A 16,786-nucleotide genomic window follows, 5' to 3' on the forward strand; every position below is an offset into this window, starting at 1 on the left:
GACAATCAGACACTGTTCGTCTAGTTGTCAGACAATTTCTTCCAGCAACTGCCCGATCAGCCGCTCCGCCGGCGCCGCCACCTCCCCCGCGTAGTCGCCGAACGCGGCCAGCCCCTCCTCGATGTCGGGGACGCTCTTACGGGGCAGCTCCAGCAGCGTCTCCTCCTCCGCCTGGATGCCGCCCTCCACGTGAAAGGCCCTGCCGGACGCGGCGATGGAGACCTCGAACCTGACCTCGCGACCGTCGGGCAGCATGAACGTGGTGCCGACGCGGGCGCCCGCGGGCGGGAAGAAATAGGAGAACTGCTCGCTTCTCACGAACGGATGACGTAACTCGGCGAGAATCTCCGACGCCCGGCTCAGGGCCTCCAACAGCCCGGCCGCGGCCAGACTCTCGCTGTCCACCCGCCACAGGGTAGTTCAGCCCGCACAGGTGACGCCAGGCGACCGGTGCGGCCGATCAATCGGTGGCCAGGCGCGCGTGCCGCTCCACGTCGTACCGGACCCCCTCGTAGCCGAGCTTGCCCCGCTCGATGCCCTCCGGCAGGAACCCGGCCTTCGTGGCGACCCGGCACGACGCCGGGTTGTTCGTCCGGTGCCCCAGCTCCAGCCGGTAGAGCCCGCGCTCGTCGAACGCCCACCGGGCCAGCAGCTCGGTGGCCGCCACCGCGACCCCCTTCCCCCTCGCCTCGGGCACGACCCAGTAGGACACCCAGCCGTTGCCGTGGGAGTCGAGCCTGGTCACGGCCACGTTTCCGACGACCCGCTCGCCCTCGACCACGGCGAAGGCGTGCCCGACCCCGTCCCACGAGGCGATCCAGCCGGAGGCGTCCTTGAGCGTGACGACGGGCCAGGGGGCCTGGCGGCGCAGGTCGGGGGCTTGGAAGGCACGCAGCACGGCTGGCGCGTCGGCCTCGCGCCACTCCCGCAGCCGGACGTTCACAGGGGTCACAATGTCGGAGATTACCCGGATTGCACCTTCTTCCCGATCGGGTGGGTCGCCTCGAAGTCGGCCACGAGCTGCTTGGGCGCGGTCAGGCACCACGCCTCGGCCATCAGCTCGAACAGCTCCTCGGCGTCGATCCGGTCGAGGTGGACCACCACCCAGCCGAACCGCCCGGCCGTGAACTGCACCTCGAACACCTCGGGCCGCTCGTTGACCAGCGCGATCTGCTCCTCGATCGTCGCCTTCAGCCCGACGGTCTCGGTGGCCTCCCACAGGTAGCCGAACCCCTTGTCGTGCACCTTGAGGCCGATCCACTCCCCGCCGTGGCTCATCCGCACGTCGGGCAGCTCGTCCAGCAGCTTCAGGAACTCATCGACGCTGACACCCATGCCGCCTGTGTACCAGAACCGACCGACAGTTCCGAGCGTCTTGAGCGAACGCTCAAACACTCCTATAGTCGTCTTAAGCGATCGCTCAATTCGGGGGGATCATGCGGCTGTACATCGAGATCCTGATCAGGGCCGATCTGGAGGCGCTGTGGCGGGCCACCCAGGACCCGGCCCGGCACCAGCGCTGGGACCTGCGCTTCGGCCGCATCGAGCCGCTCTCGGAGCACAGGTTCCGCTACTCGACGCTCGGCATCAGCGGCGTCGGCGTGCACACGGGCGACCGGCACGCCGCCGACGGCTCGTGCACCTCGGCGCTCCGCTTCGGCTCGGACCACCCGCTCTCCCCGATCCGCGCCGGCTCCGGCTACTGGCGCTACCTTCCCACCCCGGCCGGGATCCGCTTCCTCACCTCCTACGGCTACCGCCCGCACGTCCTGCCGCCCCGGCTCATGTGGTGGGCCACCGCCTGGTCGTTCGACCGGCTGCGCCTGTGGCTGGAGACCGGCAGATCCCCTGTGCGCACCCTTCTCCAGGCCCTGGCGGAGGCGGCCACCAGAACGGCCGCCGTCGCCCTGACCGCCTGGCTGGCCGGACCGCTGGCCGCCCTGGCGGCCGCGGCGCTCGCCGTCGCCGTCCCGCCCCTGCCGGGCACCCCCGCGGCCCGCCGCTGCCTCCGCCATCCCATCGAGCATCCACGGGAGCGACCATGCCCTCGATCTTCCAGCGCGCGCTCGGCCCCGACTTCGCCCGCCTCCACCCCCGGCTCCAGCGCCGCTTCGGCGTCGGGCTCGACAGCGGCGAGGCCTGCGTAGGCGAGGGCGTCATGCGCCGCGTCTGGAACGCCGGCCCCGTCGTCCGCCCGTTCCTGTCGCTCGGCGGTCTCAGGAACATCCTGGTCAAGGACACCGGCCGCGACATCCCGTTCCGGATCGAGAACTACCCGTACACCGACTCGTACGGCCGCGAGACCGTCACCTTCGTCCGCACCTTCCCGCTCAGCCGCTTCGACGCGACCATGGTCTACGACGAGGCCGGCGCCCGGGTCGTCGACTACCTGGGCACCCACCAGCACCTCGCCACCCCGCTCGCCCTGTCGGTGGACGAGCGCGGCGGCCTGGTCATCCGCTCGGGCCCGCAACGCCTGCTGGAAGGCCCGCTCGCCGTCCGCCTCCCGGCCGCCGCCACCGGCACGGCGCTTGTCACCGAGCAGTACGACGACGAGGCCGGGCGCTTCAGGATCGCGGTCACCGTGTCGAACCCGCTGCTCGGCCGGATCTTCGGCTACTGGGGCAGCTTCACCGTCTCGTACGTGGACGTCGCGGCGCACGGCGTTCCCGCTAGCGTGAGGCCCAGGCGGGAGGTGGCCCGCCTGTGAACGCTCGAGGGAGCCCGGTGGCCGACACACGTACGAAGCTGCTCGACGCGGCGCTCGAAACGCTCAGGACGCAGGGGATGGCCGGCGCCTCCGCCCGGGCGATCGCCGCGACCGCGGGCGTCAACCAGGCTCTCGTCTTCTACCACTTCGGCAGCGTCGACCAGCTCCTGGCCGCCGCCTGCGAGCACGGCGCCCAGCAGCGCATCCCCCTCTACCGCGACCGCTTCGCCGCGGTGACCTCGCTGAGCGAGCTGCTCGACCTCGGCCGCGAGCTGCACGCGCAGGAGCGCACGGAAGGCAGCGTCGCGGCGCTGGCCCAGCTCCTGGCGGGCAGCCAGACCGACGAGAAGCTGGCCGCGGCGGTCGTCAAGGGGCTCGACCTGTGGATGGCCGAGGTGGAGCAGGCGCTGGGCCGGGTGCTGGCGAGCTCGCCGCTGGCCGAGTTCGTGGACGTGACCGGGCTGGCCAAGGCGACGGCGGCGGCGTTCGTGGGGCTGGAGCTGTACGAGGGCGTGGACGCCGACGGCGCGGCCCAGGCTCTGGACGCGCTGGAGGAGCTGGCCGCGCTGGTGACGGTCCTGGACGACCTCGGGCCGGTGCTGCGCAGGACCGTGCGGGCCAGGCTCACTCGTAGTATCGGACCTCGATCACGTTCCCGTCCGGGTCAGGGAAGAACATAGTCTCGGGCGCGATGCCCTGGGCGCCGAACGAGTTCGCGCCGCCGCCGGTGATCTCCACGCCGTGCTGCTTCAGCCGTACCTGCAGCGCGTCGTAGTCCTCCTTGCCGACCGCGAGGCAGAAGTGGTTGATCGGGTGCCCGGCGCTGCCCTGCACCCCGGTGCCCTCGTCCACGCCGCGCATGGCCTCGAACGCCATCAGGTCGAGGATGGTCTCGGGCGAGATCCGGACGCTGGGGAACGGCGCCTTCCCGTCGCGGAACTCCTCGGCCCGGACGCCGGGCAGGCCGATCACCTGCTCGTAGAAGTCCAGGGACGCGCGGGGGTCGGAGACCCAGCAGACGAGATGGTCCAGGCGTGTGCGCATACAACACCGTCCTTCGCGTTCCCTCCAATATCTGATGACCTAATCCTTGTTGTCCACCTAATGCCTCATCGCCCGGCAAATAGCTACCTGCCGGAAAGGGCCGGTTCATACCCTGTTCTGACCCTCACCACGGCTCCACGTCGCCCGGTGACGGTGATCCACAGGGCGCGGAACGCGTGGCTCGCCCGCCCGTTGAAGTCGTCCTCCGGCAGCCGTGCGATCAGGTCCAGCGCGGCCGGAAGGTGGCCGCACCCGGCCGCCCGCACGGCGAGCAGCGCCGTCGGGTGCTCGCGCTGCGTCCCGGGCGTCTCCCGCAGCGTGGCGTAGGCCTCGGCGAGCGCCGCCGGCTCCCCCTCGCCCGGCCGGGCGAACACCTCCACCGCCTCCCAGCCGTCGAACCAGCCCTGCGCCTGCCACTCCTCCGCCGACGGCTCCCGGGCGAGGTCGTCCCGGTGGGTGAGGATCAGGTAGGCCAGGAGGGGACGATGTAGAAGGCGGAAGGGGTGTCACCGCCGGTTGAGGGGCGGGAGGTCGCGGGCCGGCTCGAACGCCGACCAGTCCGTCGCCCGCTCAGGAATCCGCCGGGCCCGCCAGCTTCGCCAGTGCCCGCAGCCCTTCCAGGACCTCGGCCGCGCTGGGCGCGTCCGCGGGATTGCCCAGGCTCTGGATCATCACCCCGGACATCAGCGCCGTCTGCACCATCCCGAGGGTACGGGCGGACCGCTCGGACACGCTCTCTTCCGGCACGCTCCGCAGGATCGCGCTCATGCCCCGCCAGCCCTCCGCCATCCCCTCCGCCACCCGGGAGCCCAGCTCGGGCTGCCGCCGGCCCTGCAGGAACAGCTCCACCGTGGCCAGCCAGAGATCCGGATGCTCGGCGAACTGCCGTACGAGCCCTTCCCACATGCGCTCGTACGCGCGGACCTCGTCGTCACCCGCCTCGGGGGCCAGCGCCCGGCCGAGGCTGTCGCCCCACTCGTCCAGCAGGCCGAACAGCGCCTGGGTGAGCAGCGCCTCCCGCGATCCGAAGTGGTAGCCGATCGCCGCCGTGCTCACGCCGGCCGCGGCGGCGATGTCGCGGACGCTGGTGCGGTCGTAACCCTGCTCGCGCAGGCACCGCTTGGCGCCCGCGAGCAGATCTTCACGGTTCCCCATGGGCCCACAGATTAGCACGAACGTCTGATGCATTCGTTTTGCGCGTTCGTTTTGCGCGATCGTGCAAACTCGGGCTATGGTCCTGCCATCACTTGATCGACAGGAGAACGACCGTGAAGAACCAGCTGATCGCGTCGGCGGCCCTCGGCCTGGCGCTGCTCGGCCCGTACGGCGTCCCGGCCCACGCGGCCACCCCCGATCCGGCCGTCGTGGTCACCACCGACGGCGCCGTCCGCGGCACCGCGGGCCCGCAGGTGCGCACCTTCCAGGGCATCCCGTACGCCACCGCCACCCGCTTCGCCGCGCCCAAACCGATCGCCGCGTGGCAGGGCACCCGGGACGCCACCAAGCCCGGCCACGTGTGCGCCCAGCCGACCGGCTACCCGATCGGCAAGCCCAGCACCGACGAGGACTGCCTCAACCTCAACGTCACCACCCCGGCGGGCAAGCGCGGCAAGCTGCCGGTCATCGTGTGGATCCACGGCGGCAGCCTGATGTACGGCATGGGCGACCTGTACCGGGCCGACCGGCTGGCCGCCGGCGGGGCCGTCGTGGTGTCGATGAACTACCGCCTGGGCGTCACCAGCTTCCTGACCCACCCGTCGCTGCCGGAGTCCGGCGCCCTGGCCCTGGACGATCAGCGCGCGGCACTGCGCTGGGTGCGCGAGAACATCGCGGCGTTCGGCGGCGACCCCCGCAACGTGACCATCATGGGCCAGTCAGGTGGCGGCTTCGCCGTCTGCGGCCACCTGGCCTCCCCCGCCTCCGCGGGCCTGTTCCAGCGGGCGATCATCCAGAGCGCGCCCTGCGGGGAGGCGTCCCGTACGAAGGCGGAGGCGGTGGCCGAGAGCAACGAGGTCATCGAGAAGGCAGGCTGCGCCGACGCCACCGACGTGGCGAGCTGCCTGCGCGAGCTCCCCATGGCCAAGCTCCTGGACGCCTACGGCACCCAGCGGGAGCCGCGCCCGTACAGCGGCACACCCTCCCTGCCGCTCCCGGTCGCCCAGGCCCTGCGCGCGGGCCGCTTCAACCGCGTCCCCGTCCTCGTCGGCGTCAACCACGACGAGGAGAACGGCATGATCCTCGGCCTGGAGCTGGCCACCGGCAAGCCCATGGCCGCCAAGGACTACCGTCCCGCCGTCGAGCAGGCGTACGGCGCGAACGCCACCGCCGTGCTGCGGCGCTACCCGCTGGGCAGGTCGGCGGGCAGGACCCTGGCGACGGTCAAGACGGACTCCACCTGGTCGGCACCGGCCCTCGACACCGCCCGCACCCTGTCCCGCTGGACCTCCACGCGCATGTTCGAGTTCGCCGAGCAGCAGACTCCCTGGTACGCGGGCTACCCGAAGCCGAGCTTCCCCGCCGCCGCCCAGCACATGGCCGAGTTGCCCTACCTGTTCGACCTGGCCCTGTTCGAGAAGCTGTCGCCCCAGCAGGCCCGCCTCGGCGACCGGCTGATCGCCACCTGGGCCCGCTTCGCCCGCACCGGCGACCCCAACGGGGGCGGCGAGCAGTCCTGGCCCGTCCTGCGCGATGATCGCGGTCAGGCGGGGTGGCACGTGCAGTCCCTGACGCGCGGCGCCTGGAAGCGCGCCGACTTCGCCAAGGACCACCAGTACCGGTTCTGGAGCACCCTCGGCAAGTGATGCCCCCGGCAGCATCGCGCCCATCGAGCCGTTACGGCAGCCGCGCCCCGCACCACGGGCAGTACCGGATCGCGATGGAGCTGCTGCCCCCGTCGTGGATCGGCAGCCCGTAGCTCCGGTACGCGGCTGAATGAACCACCACCGCGTCCGGGCGGTCGAAGGGATCCGGATGCAGGTCGCACTCGTGCTCCAGATGTCGCCATCTCCGCGCAGCAGTGCTCCATCAAGCCCCTTCCCTTCCCACGAGGCCCCTTTGCCTTCCCCCGGGGCAAGGCTCCGTCGAGGCGCCTTCCCTTCCCACAGGGCAAATGCTCCGCCAAGCCTCTTCCCTCCCCCGAGGCAGCCGCCTGCGCCCGCGCAGTGCGGATCTTCCTGACCCCGCCACGGCGGTCAACCTGGACCGCCGCCCCGGCTACCGGGCCCGAACAAATTCTTTCCGCCGGCGTGTAGAAGACGCCCAGGCGACTCCGACCTCATGGTGAAGGCGGCGCCGGACAGGCGCCCGAGCAACAGGAGGCAGTGAGATGAGCAAGGTCACTTGTGACATGGCGATGTCCCTCGACGGCTTCGTGGCAGGGCTGCACCAGAGCCTGGAAGAGCCCTTCGGCGAGGGTGTGGGCGATCGCCTGCACCAGTGGATGTTCGAGGAGCCCGAGCAGCACGCCGCGGTGATCGAGGCCGTCACGGCGGCCGGGGCGTTCATCATGGGCCGCAACATGTTCACCCCCGGACGCGGCGACTGGGACCTGAGCTGGGGCGGCTGGTGGGGCGACGAGCCGCCGTACCACGCGCCGGTCTACGTCCTCACCCACTACCCGCGCGAGCCGTTGCCGAAGAAGGGCGGCACGACGTTCACGTTCGTCACCGACGGCATCGAGTCGGCGCTGGCTCAGGCCCGCGAGGCCGCCGGCGACCGCGACGTCGCCATCGCGGGCGGCGCCGAGACGGTCAACCAGTACCTGGCGGCAGGCCTCATCGACGAGCTGCGCCTGCACGTCGCCCCGGTGATCCTCGGCAGGGGCGAGCGCCTGCTCCACAACGTCGGCGACATCACCCTCGAACCCCTCGGCACCCCCTCCGGCACCAGCCTCGTCACCCACCTGACGTACCGCGTCCCCCGGTGACCCCCGAAGCCCGCCACCGTTCGGCCGACCACTGGAGTGTGCGCCTGCACCGGTCCCGGATCGCGCATCAGCGCCGGTCGCTCCGAGAAGGGCTGGTCACGAGCCCGGCCTCGTACGCCGCGATCACGAGCTGCGCCCGATCACGGGCCCGCAGTTTGGCCAGTAGATGACCGATGTGCGTCTTCACCGTGCCGACGGTGAGGTGGAGGTGCTCGGCGATGTCGCGATTGGACAGCCCCGTGGCCACGAGCGTGAGCACCTCGCGCTCGCGGGGGGTGACCCCGTCGAGGGGGCGCGGCGCCGGAGCCTGCTCGGCGCGCTGCAGGAACTCCGCGATCAGCCGGCGCGTGACGGTCGGCGCGAGCAGGGCTTCCCCGCCGGCCACCACCCGGATGGCGCTCAGGAGCTCGGCCGCCGTGGTGTTCTTGATCAGGAAGCCGCTCGCCCCGGCCCGCAGCGAGGCATAGACGTATTCGTCCAGGTCAAAGGTGGTGAGGATCAGCACGCGGGTGCCGGAGCCGTGCGGGGAGCCGCAGATGCGCCTGGTCGCTTCTATCCCGTCCATCTCCGGCATGCGCACGTCCATGAGCACGACGTCGGGACGCAACCGGCCCGCCAGCCGCACCGCCTCGCCCCCGGTGCCCGCCTCGCCCACGGTCACCATCCCCGGCGTGCTGTCGATGAGCATCTTGAAGCTGTCACGCACCAGCACCTGATCCTCAGCGAGCAGGACCTTGATGGACGAGCCCGCACCTTCCTCCGCCCCCAAGCGGCTCACTCCCTCACCCGCGTCCAGGCTCACACACCATCACCCCATCCAGCCCCGAACCCACCCCATCGGCCGGCCGGGCCCGCTACGCCACTCGACCCCAACCCCCACGCCAGCCGACCTGGCCCACCACTCCAGCCGGCCCGGCCCACCACGCCACTCGACCCCAACCTCCACTCCAGCCAGCCCGAACCGACCACGCCACCCAGCCCCGAACGAACCCAGCCGCGCCGGATCCCCACCTGAGGGGTCATGCTGCCGCACCCACCGGACCGTAGGGCAGGCGTGCCACCACATGGAACCCGCCATCGGCGTCAGGGCCGGCGGTGAGCGTGCCGCCGAACATCACCGCCCGCTCCCGCATCCCGATGAGACCATGCCCTCCCACGAACGCCGGCCGAGCTTCGCGCTGCGTCCGCGGGCCGCTGTCGAGGACTTCGATCACCGCTTGTCCGTCGTCGAGCCGCACGGTGACCGAGCATCGGGTGGGCGCCGCGTGCTTGACGACGTTGGTCAGGGCCTCCTGCACGATCCGGTACGCCGACAGGGCCACCGCGGACGGCAGCGCCGCGTCCGCGGGCACGCTCAGCTCGACCTCGACCCCGGCCGACGCGGCCTGATCCACCAGCCCGGACAGGTCGGCCAGGCCGGGCACGGGCGACAGGGAGTCGTGCGGGTCACCATCGGATCGCAGCAGGCCGAGCACCCGGCGGATCTCGGTCAGCGTGCTCTGGCTCGTCTGCTCGATGACCGCCATCGCGGCGCGCACCTCCTGGGGGTGGAGGTCGGCGACGTGGTTGGCCACGGTGGCCTTGACGGCGATCACGCTCATGCTGTGCCCGATGATGTCGTGGAGCTCTCTGGCGATGCGCCTGCGTTCGTCGGTGACGGCGGCTTCGGCACGGTGGCGAGCGAGGCGGGCGACCAGGAACCGCTGGCGGCGGACCATCACGCCGATCCCCCACGCGGCGCTCATGAAGATGGCGATCGTGCTGCCTTCCACCGGCAGGTACGGGGGTAATTCGGTGCGTTCGAGAGCGGGTGGCAGGGTCGGCAGCACGTGCGTGTAGAAGGCCAGCGCGGCGGCCTCCGCACCGCACAGGCATCCGGCCAGGTACGCCGCCGAACGGCCGAGCGGAAGGGTGGAGGCGGCCAGGTAGAGCGTGAGCGCGGCCGGGATGAAGGTCACCCAGATCGCGCCGGCGGCCACGGCACCCGCCGCGGTCGCCAGCGTGGCCGCCGTGGCCGCGACGGCGAACATGGCCCGGGGCCATCGCCGCCGGAAGGCGACCGGCAGGCTCATGACAGCGGCGACCGGCCAGGCCGCCCACGTCGGCAACCATGAGGACGGCCCCGGCGGGTCGACGAGCGCGTAGCCGATGAACAGGGTCAGGGCCACCGCCGCTCCGGCCTCGGCGGCCGGGCGCCACAGCGTCCGGCGTGCTGGGGTCATCATGCGGAGAACGTACCGCGCGGGGGTTGGGCGGGGCATCTGACCAGGGTCGGAGATTTCGCCTCAGACCCTGGTTGTACCTGGGGTTTCTCCCGCACCGAGGATCCGACCACAGCCAGAACGCAGTCCCCGCGAACGAACGTCCTGCCTCACCGGCCGCAACACCCAGCGCGAGCGGACGTCCCTTCCCGCTGCCCTCAGCAACAGCGCCTGAGCACCGCACTGCACCACCCGAGAGCCCAGCGCCGCACGGCGGTGAGAACCAGCGCGCCGGCCCAGCTCATCGCGGAGCGGGCGCCCGCCGCGGGATCACCAGCCCAGCCACCACCCCGACCACCGCGATCCCCGCCGCAGCGAAGAACGCCCCCCTCAGCCCTTCCACCATCGCCACCCGCAACGCCTCCCCCGCCAGCCCCTCACCCTCCCGGCCAGCCACGCTCACCAGCACAGCCAGCCCCACACCACTTCCCGCCTGCAGCACCGTGGACGACAACCCGGACACCGCCCCCTGCTCGTGCGCGGCCACCCCGGTGGAAGCGAGGATGAACATGGTGGTGAACGACAGCCCGGACCCCACCCCGAAGCCAACGGCCCCCACGAGCAGCCCGAGGTACGTACCGTCCACGGACAGGCTGAACGCCAGCACCCCCGTACCGGCCACCCCCACCAGCACGCTGAGAAGCAGCGTGCCGCGCAGCCCGAGACGCGGGATCAGCCGCTCGCCGACCAGGTTGCCCAGGGCGATGCCCAGCGTCGGCCCGAGGAAGGCCAGGCCGGACTGCATGGCGTCGTAGCCGAGCACGCCCTGGAAGTACAGGGTGAGGAAGTACGGCACGCACTGCAGGGTCATGCCGTACACCAGGATGGCGCCGACGGCGGCGCTGGTGTGCCGGTTGGCCAGCAGCCGCAGCGGCATGAGCGGGCTGCGGCTGCGCGCCTCGATCACCACGAAAGCGACGAGCAGCCCCACCGCCACCACCAGCGGCACCAGGACCCCGGCGGAGCCCCACCCCCACTCCGCACCACGCGAGATCGCGAACACCAGCCCGGTGACACCCGCGGTGCCGGTCAGCGCCCCAGGCAGATCAAACCCACCCAAACGCCCAGCCCCATCCATGGCAGACACACCGGCCTGCCGCGCCCCGCCCGCCGCAGACACACCCGCCTGCCGCACTCCATCCACCGCAGACACACCCGCCTGCCGCACCCCATCGGACCCCGGCACGTCCCCCGCGAGCACGCCCACCCGCCCCACGCCATCAGGCGCGAGCACCCAGAACGCGCCCACGACCCCGACCACAGCCAGCGGCACGTTCACGAAGAACACCGCCTCCCACCCGAACGTCCCCGTCAGCACCCCACCCAGCAAGGCCCCGACACTCATCCCACTGGCACCGCAAACCGCCCACACCGTCATGGCCCGGTTCCGCGCCCGCCCCTCCTCGAACATGGTGACCACCAACGACAACGTCGCCGGCATCAACACCGCGCCACCCACCCCCTGCAACGCCCGCGCCCCGACGAGCAGCCCGGCCGCCCCGGCCAGCCCCCCGAGCAGCGAGGCGACCCCGTACAGCAGCATGCCGAGCACGAACATGCGCCGCCTGCCGAGCAGGTCCGACAGCCGCCCGCCGAGCAGCAGGAAGCCGCCGAACGGCACGGCGTACGCGCTGACCACCCACTGCAGGTCGGCAGAGGAGAACCCCAGCTCCCTGCCGATCTCCGGCAACGCGACGTAGACGATGGTGAAGTCAAGGGCAGTGATCATGCTGCCCAGCCCCAACAGGACAAGAGGGATCATGGCTCTCATGCCGGACAGCCTGCTGGCGGCCCGGAAGCACAGCCAGCCCCGCGTGTTGGGTAGTCAAATTTTGCCTAGGCTGGGCTGATGTGGATCGAAGCGTTGAGCTGAGCGAGTTCCTCAAGTCGCGGCGGGCCCGGCTGCGGCCCGAGGAGGTCGGCGTGCCGTACAGGAGCAACGGCACGCGGCGGGTGCGCGGGCTGCGCCGGGAGGAGCTGGCGCTGCTGGCCGGCGTGAGCGTCACCCACTACACCCGCCTGGAGCAGGGGCGCAGCCAGAACGTCTCGGCCGAGGTGCTGAACGCCATCGCCGACGTGCTGCGGCTCACCGGGGACGAGCGGGCGTACCTGCACGCCCTGGCCCATCCGGCGCACCGCTGCAGCGACTTCCCCCGGACGCCGGTCCGGCCGGGGCTGCAACGGCTGCTCGACTCCCTCGTGCTCACCCCGGCCTTCGTCCTGGGCCGCCACGCCGACATCGTGGCGTGGAACAGGCTCGCCGCCGCCGTGTTCGCAGACTTCGCCGCGATCCCCGACGAGCGCAGGACCATCGCCCACCTGATCTTCATGGACGAGGGCATCAGGCGCCTGCACGGCGATCGCTGGCCGCGCCTGGCCAGGGAGCACGTGGCCCAGCTCCGCATCCTGGCCGCGCGCTACCCGGCGAACCCGCACGTCACGGCGCATGTCAACGCCCTGCGCCAGGAGAGCCCCGAGTTCCGCGAGCTGTGGCGGGAGCATCACGTGGCCGCCGCGACGCATCGGGACTACGTCCTCGACCATCCGGTCGTGGGCGAGCTGCGGCTGTCGGCCGAGCTCGTCACCCTGCCAGGGGACCCGGAGCTGCAGGGCATGGACCTGTTCGCGGCCGAGGCCGGCTCGGAGTCGGAGGCCCGGCTCCGCCACCTGGCCGCCACGACGACGCTCATGCCGTCGGTTCAAGGGGGAATGCCGCACCCGCCTCAGGGGTTGGGCCGGTCATGACGACAATCGCGTTCATCGGCAGCGGACACATCGGCGGCACCGTGGCCCGGCTCTCCGTCGCAGCCGGTTACGACGTCGTGCTCAGCAACTCCCGGGGCCCGGAGACGCTCAAGGACCTGGTCGCCGAGCTCGGCCCCAGGGCCCGCGCGGCGACCCCGGCCGAGGCGGCCGCGGCGGGCGACCTGGTGGTGGTCAGCATCCCGCTGCGGGCCTACCGCGACGTCCCGGTGGAGCCGCTCGCCGGCAAGCCCGTCCTCGACACCAACAACTACTACCCGCAGCGGGACGGGAACCTCCCCCAGCTCGACGACGGGTCGGTCACGTCGAGCGAGCTGCTGCAGCAGCATCTGCCGGCGTCGAAGGTCGTCAAGGTCTTCAACAACATCTTCTTCGCGCACCTGGGCGCCCTGCACCGCCCGGCCGGCGCCTCCGACCGCACCGCCCTGCCGATCGCGGGTGACGACGCCGCGGCGAAGGAGACGGTGACCGCGTTCCTGGACGCGATCGGCTACGACGCCACCGACGCGGGCCCGCTGGCGGAGGGGTGGCGGTTCCAGCCGGGCACGCCGGTGTACGGCAACCCGTACGCGGGAGACCAGCCGAACCTCTCCGCGTCGCCGGGGGTGCCGGCCGGCGCCGCGAAGATCAGGGCCGGCCTGGACGCCGCCACCCGTCAGCGGTAGGAGCCGGCGGCGAGGTCGTCCAGGAGCCCGGGGCCGGTGGGCTCCCAGCCGAACAGCCGCCTGGCCCGCGACGAGTCCATCGGCGCGGACCGCGCCAGCACGGCGGCGAAGGGCCCCATGGCCTGCTCCGCCTGCTCGATCGTGAGCGAGACGGCGCGGGCGCCGGTCAGCCCGGCCACCGCCTCGGCGATCCGCCGGAACGGCGTTCCTTCGCCCGCGGCCGCGTTCACGACGGTCCCGGGGGACGGGCGTTCCAGGATCGCCGCGTAGAGCGCGGCAAGGTCGTCCACGTGCACCGACGACCACGCGTTGGCGCCGTCCCCGATGTACGGCACGGTGCCGCTCTGCCGGCCGCCGGCGATGAGCCCCTGCAGCAGCCCCGACCCGCCCCGGCCGTACACCAGGGCCGCCCGGACCACCGCGCCCGTCACGTGCCCGGCGGCCAGGACCTGGCGCTCGCCGAGCACCTTGTACGGTTGCGGCGAGGCAGCCGGGTCGAGCGGCCGCTCCTCGTCCACGGCGACGCCCTCGCCGTCCGGGTAGACCAGGCCGGTGCTGGTGTAGACGAACGTGCCTCCGGCGTTCAGCCCGTCCAGCATCGCCCGCAGCGCGCCGTCCTCCATCTCGCCCATTCCGGGATGAAGGTAGTCGACGGCGGCGTGCACCACGGCGTCTGCGCCGGCGGCCGCCGTACGCAGGGTCTCGTGGTCCTCGAGACCGCCGGGCACCGCCTTGGCGCCCAGCGCCTCGACGCGCTCGCGCGCGCCGCCGGAGCGGGCCAGGGCGGCGACGTCGTGACCTGCCTTGACGAGGTGCTCGGCGACGACTCCGCCGACGTAGCCGCTCGCTCCGGTGATGAAGATCCGCATGATTCCGTACGCCTTCGCTAGGTGATCGGTACGACCTCACGCTCCCGCCATCCGCCCCCGTGCAACCAGGGACCATGAGTCTGTGGGTAACGCCCCACCTGCGGACATAGAGTCAGGACCATGGACAAGCACGCCCTCGGGGAGTTCCTGCGCAACAAGCGCGAACGGGTCGGCCCGGCCGACGTGGGCCTGCCGCAGGGACGCCGCCGGCGTACACCGGGATTGCGGCGCGAGGAGGTCGCGCAGCTGGCGTACATCTCGGTCGACCACTACACCCGCCTGGAGCAGGCGCGCGGCCGGCACCCGTCACGGCGCGTGCTGGACGGCATCTCGCGCGCGCTGCGCCTGTCCGCCCAGGAGCGGGCGAGGCTGTTCCAGCTCGCGGGCGAGCGGGAGGAGCGGGAGGCGGCCGATCCCGTACGCGAGGTGCAGCCGAGCATCCGGACCCTGATCGACCGGCTGACCGACTCCCCGGCGATCGTCGTGGACCCCACCTGCCGGGTCCTGGCCTGGAACCCGCTGGCGGCGGCCGTGTTCGAGGACTTCTCCGAGCTGGAGGGCGAGGAGCGCAACGTCATCCGCCGCTACTTCCTGAACCCCGACCGGGACCGGCCGCGTTACGGCGTGACGGATCCGGAGCGGTTCGTCGTCACGGCGGTCAGCTACCTGCGCATGGCCGTCACCCGCTACCCCGACAACGCGGAGCTGCTGAGCCTGGTCGAGGAACTGCTGGCCGGCAGCGAGGACTTCGCCGCGAGGTGGAACTCCCACGAGTTCCGCATCGACCGGCACCTGCGCCAGACGGTGCGCCACCCGGAGATCGGCCCGATCGAGCTGGAGTTCGACATCCTCACGGTTCCCGAGCAGGAGCAGCAGGTCATCATCTTCACCGCCGATCCCGGCTCCCCCGCGCACCGGGCGCTCCAGCTCCTGAAGGTCATCGGCGTCCAGCGAACCAACCCGCTCGCGCCGGTGTCCAACCCATCGTGATCAGTGCGACGCTCTCCCTGCTGCTGGCCCTCTCCCCCGTGGCCGCGGCCGAGATCCCGAAGAACTTCCTGCTGAGCGAGCGCGCCGCGCGCAAGGACCTGGGCCCCGTGCAGGCGGACGAGCAGGGCTACACGATCAGCGGCAAGCGGACCGCCCCGCTGGAGCTGAACCCCTGCCTGCGCGAACGCGCGACCGACCGCGACCGGCTGGCGGCTCGCACGATCACCCACTGGACCAGCGCCCCGAGCCACTCCTCCGAACAGCTCGTCCTCTACAAGAGCCCCCGCGCCGCCCATGCCGCGCTGAACGGCCTGCGCGCCGACGTCAAGCGATGCGCGCGCAAGAGCGACCCGTCCGCGCCGCGGCTCAAGATCCAGTGGCGGACGAGCAAGGCCAGGGCGGGGGACGAGGCCGTGGGCATGGGTTACGAGACCCGCCAGGGCGGCAGCGTGAACCAGACGATCACCGGCCTCGTCGCCCGCAGGGGCGGCGCGCTGATGATCTACACGACCAGCGAGGGCTTCTACGACCCGGGCCGGCTGACCAAGAATGCCAGGAAGATGGCCGTCAAGGTGTGCACGCTCCCGGGTGTCTGCTAGCCGTTCTGGGCCGGAACGTCGTTGGAGAGATTGATCCGGATCTCCGTGTTGCGATACCCGGCCCGCCGGAACGCGGCCGCCATCGGCGCGTTGCCCAGGTCGGTCGTGGCGGTGATCCGCGACTCGCCGTTCCCGGCGTGGATGCGGGTGATCTCGCCCAGCACCTCGTCCACGTAGCCTCGCCCCCGGAACTCCGGGACCACCCCGAGATACCCCACGTTCACGCTGTACGGCGTCGCCGACGGAATCGCCATGCCCGCCACCTCGCCCTCGGGCGTGCAGGCGAGCCGCCACCACTCCCTCTTGCCCGGCGCGCCGAGGTAGAAGTCCATCTCCTCGCGCGCGGTCGCCTCCACGCCCCTGGCCGCCACGCCTGCCCGGGTGTGAGCGTCCAGGCTGCCCTCGGCGATCCTCCGGAAGACCGTCAGGAACTCCTCGTCGGACGCCTCGGCGAACCGCAGCGAACCGGTCGCCGCGGGCACCCCGTCGGCGGGCGCCCACTCGAACTGCAGCCGCTCCACCTCCCGGGTGAGCCCGGCCACCCGCGCCGCCGCCCGTCGCCACTCCACGGCCGCGAACGTGACCGGATCGTCGCGCCAGCCGCCGGCCACCTTGATCGCGTACTGCACCGGCTGCCGGAACCCTGCCAGCGCGGCCGCGATCAGCCCGGCGGCGACGGCCGTACGCTCACCCACGGCGGGATCCACGTCGAGGCAGTCGAGCGCGACCGGATGCGCGCTGTCACCGCGCCCCCACCACAAGGCCCGCCCCACGACCCGGTCGCCGTCCTCGGCGATCCACGTCCATTCCGGCCGGTACATGTTCTCGGACAGCTCCGCCAGGTAACGATCGGCCCGGATCCAGCCGACGGGCTCGGTCACGACCCAGTCCGTCACCCGGTCGAGCTCCGCGGGGACGATCGTACGGTAGGTAATCATCCGAAGAGGTTAGCGGTGCCCG

General features: G+C 71.9%; 21 protein-coding genes. 9 read left to right on the forward strand and 12 right to left on the reverse strand.

Annotated elements, in window-relative coordinates; translation table 11 throughout:
• Nucleotides 1-27: 27 nt before the first annotated feature.
• Genes HD593_RS55270 through HD593_RS55280 form a run of 3 tightly spaced genes read right to left on the reverse strand, consistent with a single transcriptional unit; the run spans nt 28 to nt 1,278 of the window.
• Nucleotides 28-405 (reverse strand): hypothetical protein, encoded by a 378-nt coding sequence (locus tag HD593_RS55270; protein ID WP_185110824.1) that lies wholly within the window; start codon nt 403-405, stop codon nt 28-30.
• 55 nt (nt 406-460) lie between these two features.
• Nucleotides 461-952, reverse strand: coding sequence for a GNAT family N-acetyltransferase (locus HD593_RS55275; protein ID WP_185110825.1), 492 nt, complete (start codon nt 950-952; stop codon nt 461-463).
• 11 nt (nt 953-963) lie between these two features.
• Complete coding sequence (locus tag HD593_RS55280) at nt 964-1,278, reverse strand: MmcQ/YjbR family DNA-binding protein (RefSeq protein ID WP_379478822.1); 315 nt, start codon at nt 1,276-1,278, stop codon at nt 964-966.
• Nucleotides 1,279-1,436: 158 nt separating this feature from the next.
• Between HD593_RS55280 and HD593_RS55285 the strand changes: the two genes are divergently transcribed.
• The 3 genes from HD593_RS55285 to HD593_RS55295 are packed head-to-tail and all read left to right on the forward strand — an operon-like array spanning nt 1,437 to nt 3,390.
• Nucleotides 1,437-2,147, forward strand: a complete 711-nt coding sequence (locus HD593_RS55285; RefSeq protein WP_185110827.1) for a hypothetical protein — start codon at nt 1,437-1,439, stop codon at nt 2,145-2,147.
• Complete coding sequence (locus HD593_RS55290) at nt 2,042-2,710, forward strand: DUF4166 domain-containing protein (RefSeq protein ID WP_185110828.1); 669 nt, start codon at nt 2,042-2,044, stop codon at nt 2,708-2,710. Before HD593_RS55285 ends, HD593_RS55290 begins: the two co-directional genes overlap by 106 nt.
• Nucleotides 2,711-2,727: 17 nt before the next feature.
• Nucleotides 2,728-3,390 (forward strand): TetR family transcriptional regulator, encoded by a 663-nt coding sequence (locus HD593_RS55295; RefSeq protein ID WP_312904381.1) that lies wholly within the window; start codon nt 2,728-2,730, stop codon nt 3,388-3,390.
• Here the strand turns inward: HD593_RS55295 and HD593_RS55300 are convergent.
• The 3 genes from HD593_RS55300 to HD593_RS55310 form a co-directional block, all read right to left on the reverse strand.
• Nucleotides 3,335-3,754: a VOC family protein gene (locus HD593_RS55300; RefSeq protein ID WP_185110829.1), complete on the reverse strand. Its 420-nt coding sequence runs from the start codon at nt 3,752-3,754 to the stop codon at nt 3,335-3,337. The two genes, HD593_RS55295 and HD593_RS55300, sit on opposite strands and share 56 nt — an antisense overlap.
• Before the next feature lie 83 nt (nt 3,755-3,837).
• Nucleotides 3,838-4,134: a hypothetical protein gene (locus tag HD593_RS55305; RefSeq protein ID WP_185110830.1), complete on the reverse strand. Its 297-nt coding sequence runs from the start codon at nt 4,132-4,134 to the stop codon at nt 3,838-3,840.
• Between the two features lie 190 nt (nt 4,135-4,324).
• A complete protein-coding gene (locus HD593_RS55310; protein WP_185110831.1) occupies nt 4,325-4,909 on the reverse strand; it encodes a TetR/AcrR family transcriptional regulator in 585 nt (194 codons plus the stop codon).
• Nucleotides 4,910-5,022: 113 nt separating this feature from the next.
• Between HD593_RS55310 and HD593_RS55315 the strand changes: the two genes are divergently transcribed.
• Nucleotides 5,023-6,555: a carboxylesterase/lipase family protein gene (locus HD593_RS55315; RefSeq protein WP_185110832.1), complete on the forward strand. Its 1,533-nt coding sequence runs from the start codon at nt 5,023-5,025 to the stop codon at nt 6,553-6,555.
• A gap of 31 nt (nt 6,556-6,586) precedes the next feature.
• Here HD593_RS55315 and HD593_RS65510 read toward each other — a convergent pair whose 3' ends face one another.
• Complete coding sequence (locus HD593_RS65510) at nt 6,587-6,697, reverse strand: DUF6980 family protein (protein ID WP_425262870.1); 111 nt, start codon at nt 6,695-6,697, stop codon at nt 6,587-6,589.
• Nucleotides 6,698-7,079: 382 nt separating this feature from the next.
• Here HD593_RS65510 and HD593_RS55320 point away from each other — a divergent pair, with 382 nt between their 5' ends.
• Nucleotides 7,080-7,679: a dihydrofolate reductase family protein gene (locus HD593_RS55320; protein ID WP_185110833.1), complete on the forward strand. Its 600-nt coding sequence runs from the start codon at nt 7,080-7,082 to the stop codon at nt 7,677-7,679.
• A 67-nt stretch (nt 7,680-7,746) separates the two neighbouring features.
• On the opposite strand, the gene HD593_RS55325 is transcribed toward HD593_RS55320, so the two are convergent.
• The 3 genes from HD593_RS55325 to HD593_RS62975 all read right to left on the reverse strand — a co-directional run bounded on the left by HD593_RS55325 (nt 7,747) and on the right by HD593_RS62975 (nt 11,669).
• Nucleotides 7,747-8,457, reverse strand: a complete 711-nt coding sequence (locus tag HD593_RS55325; RefSeq protein ID WP_312904382.1) for a response regulator transcription factor — start codon at nt 8,455-8,457, stop codon at nt 7,747-7,749.
• A gap of 241 nt (nt 8,458-8,698) precedes the next feature.
• A complete protein-coding gene (locus HD593_RS55330) occupies nt 8,699-9,904 on the reverse strand; it encodes a sensor histidine kinase (RefSeq protein WP_185110834.1) in 1,206 nt (401 codons plus the stop codon).
• Nucleotides 9,905-10,181: 277 nt separating this feature from the next.
• Entirely contained in the window at nt 10,182-11,669 is a 1,488-nt protein-coding gene (locus HD593_RS62975) for an MFS transporter (protein ID WP_185110835.1), read from the reverse strand.
• Nucleotides 11,670-11,791: 122 nt separating this feature from the next.
• Between HD593_RS62975 and HD593_RS55340 the strand changes: the two genes are divergently transcribed.
• Together HD593_RS55340 and HD593_RS55345 are read left to right on the forward strand one after the other, a co-directional pair.
• Nucleotides 11,792-12,685 (forward strand): helix-turn-helix domain-containing protein, encoded by an 894-nt coding sequence (locus tag HD593_RS55340; RefSeq protein ID WP_185110836.1) that lies wholly within the window; start codon nt 11,792-11,794, stop codon nt 12,683-12,685.
• Complete coding sequence (locus HD593_RS55345; RefSeq protein WP_185110837.1) at nt 12,682-13,368, forward strand: NADPH-dependent F420 reductase; 687 nt, start codon at nt 12,682-12,684, stop codon at nt 13,366-13,368. Before HD593_RS55340 ends, HD593_RS55345 begins: the two co-directional genes overlap by 4 nt.
• Here HD593_RS55345 and HD593_RS55350 read toward each other — a convergent pair.
• Nucleotides 13,359-14,237: an NAD-dependent epimerase/dehydratase family protein gene (locus HD593_RS55350; protein WP_185110838.1), complete on the reverse strand. Its 879-nt coding sequence runs from the start codon at nt 14,235-14,237 to the stop codon at nt 13,359-13,361. The two genes, HD593_RS55345 and HD593_RS55350, sit on opposite strands and share 10 nt — an antisense overlap.
• A 120-nt stretch (nt 14,238-14,357) precedes the next feature.
• Between HD593_RS55350 and HD593_RS55355 the strand changes: the two genes are divergently transcribed.
• Together HD593_RS55355 and HD593_RS55360 are read left to right on the forward strand one after the other, a co-directional pair.
• Nucleotides 14,358-15,227: a helix-turn-helix transcriptional regulator gene (locus HD593_RS55355; RefSeq protein WP_185110839.1), complete on the forward strand. Its 870-nt coding sequence runs from the start codon at nt 14,358-14,360 to the stop codon at nt 15,225-15,227.
• A complete protein-coding gene (locus tag HD593_RS55360; RefSeq protein ID WP_185110840.1) occupies nt 15,224-15,826 on the forward strand; it encodes a hypothetical protein in 603 nt (200 codons plus the stop codon). Before HD593_RS55355 ends, HD593_RS55360 begins: the two co-directional genes overlap by 4 nt.
• Here HD593_RS55360 and HD593_RS55365 read toward each other — a convergent pair.
• Nucleotides 15,823-16,764 (reverse strand): GNAT family N-acetyltransferase, encoded by a 942-nt coding sequence (locus tag HD593_RS55365; RefSeq protein ID WP_185110841.1) that lies wholly within the window; start codon nt 16,762-16,764, stop codon nt 15,823-15,825. The genes HD593_RS55360 and HD593_RS55365 overlap by 4 nt on opposite strands.
• Between the last annotated feature and the right edge of the window lie 22 nt (nt 16,765-16,786).

It is taken from the genome of Nonomuraea rubra, assembly GCF_014207985.1.
In the GTDB taxonomy this organism is placed as follows: domain Bacteria; phylum Actinomycetota; class Actinomycetes; order Streptosporangiales; family Streptosporangiaceae; genus Nonomuraea; species Nonomuraea rubra.

Coding starts and splice junctions, on each gene's coding strand:
- HD593_RS55345 (WP_185110837.1), top strand. CDS start 12,682: ATGACGACAATCGCGTTCATCGGCAGCGGACACATCGGCGGCACCGTG.
- HD593_RS55285 (WP_185110827.1), top strand. CDS start 1,437: ATGCGGCTGTACATCGAGATCCTGATCAGGGCCGATCTGGAGGCGCTG.
- HD593_RS55310 (WP_185110831.1), bottom strand. CDS start 4,909: ATGGGGAACCGTGAAGATCTGCTCGCGGGCGCCAAGCGGTGCCTGCGC.
- HD593_RS55330 (WP_185110834.1), bottom strand. CDS start 9,904: ATGATGACCCCAGCACGCCGGACGCTGTGGCGCCCGGCCGCCGAGGCC.
- HD593_RS62975 (WP_185110835.1), bottom strand. CDS start 11,669: ATGATCACTGCCCTTGACTTCACCATCGTCTACGTCGCGTTGCCGGAG.
- HD593_RS55350 (WP_185110838.1), bottom strand. CDS start 14,237: ATGCGGATCTTCATCACCGGAGCGAGCGGCTACGTCGGCGGAGTCGTC.
- HD593_RS55290 (WP_185110828.1), top strand. CDS start 2,042: ATGCCCTCGATCTTCCAGCGCGCGCTCGGCCCCGACTTCGCCCGCCTC.
- HD593_RS55355 (WP_185110839.1), top strand. CDS start 14,358: ATGGACAAGCACGCCCTCGGGGAGTTCCTGCGCAACAAGCGCGAACGG.
- HD593_RS55365 (WP_185110841.1), bottom strand. CDS start 16,764: ATGATTACCTACCGTACGATCGTCCCCGCGGAGCTCGACCGGGTGACG.
- HD593_RS55300 (WP_185110829.1), bottom strand. CDS start 3,754: ATGCGCACACGCCTGGACCATCTCGTCTGCTGGGTCTCCGACCCCCGC.
- HD593_RS55320 (WP_185110833.1), top strand. CDS start 7,080: ATGAGCAAGGTCACTTGTGACATGGCGATGTCCCTCGACGGCTTCGTG.
- HD593_RS55280 (WP_379478822.1), bottom strand. CDS start 1,278: ATGAGCCACGGCGGGGAGTGGATCGGCCTCAAGGTGCACGACAAGGGG.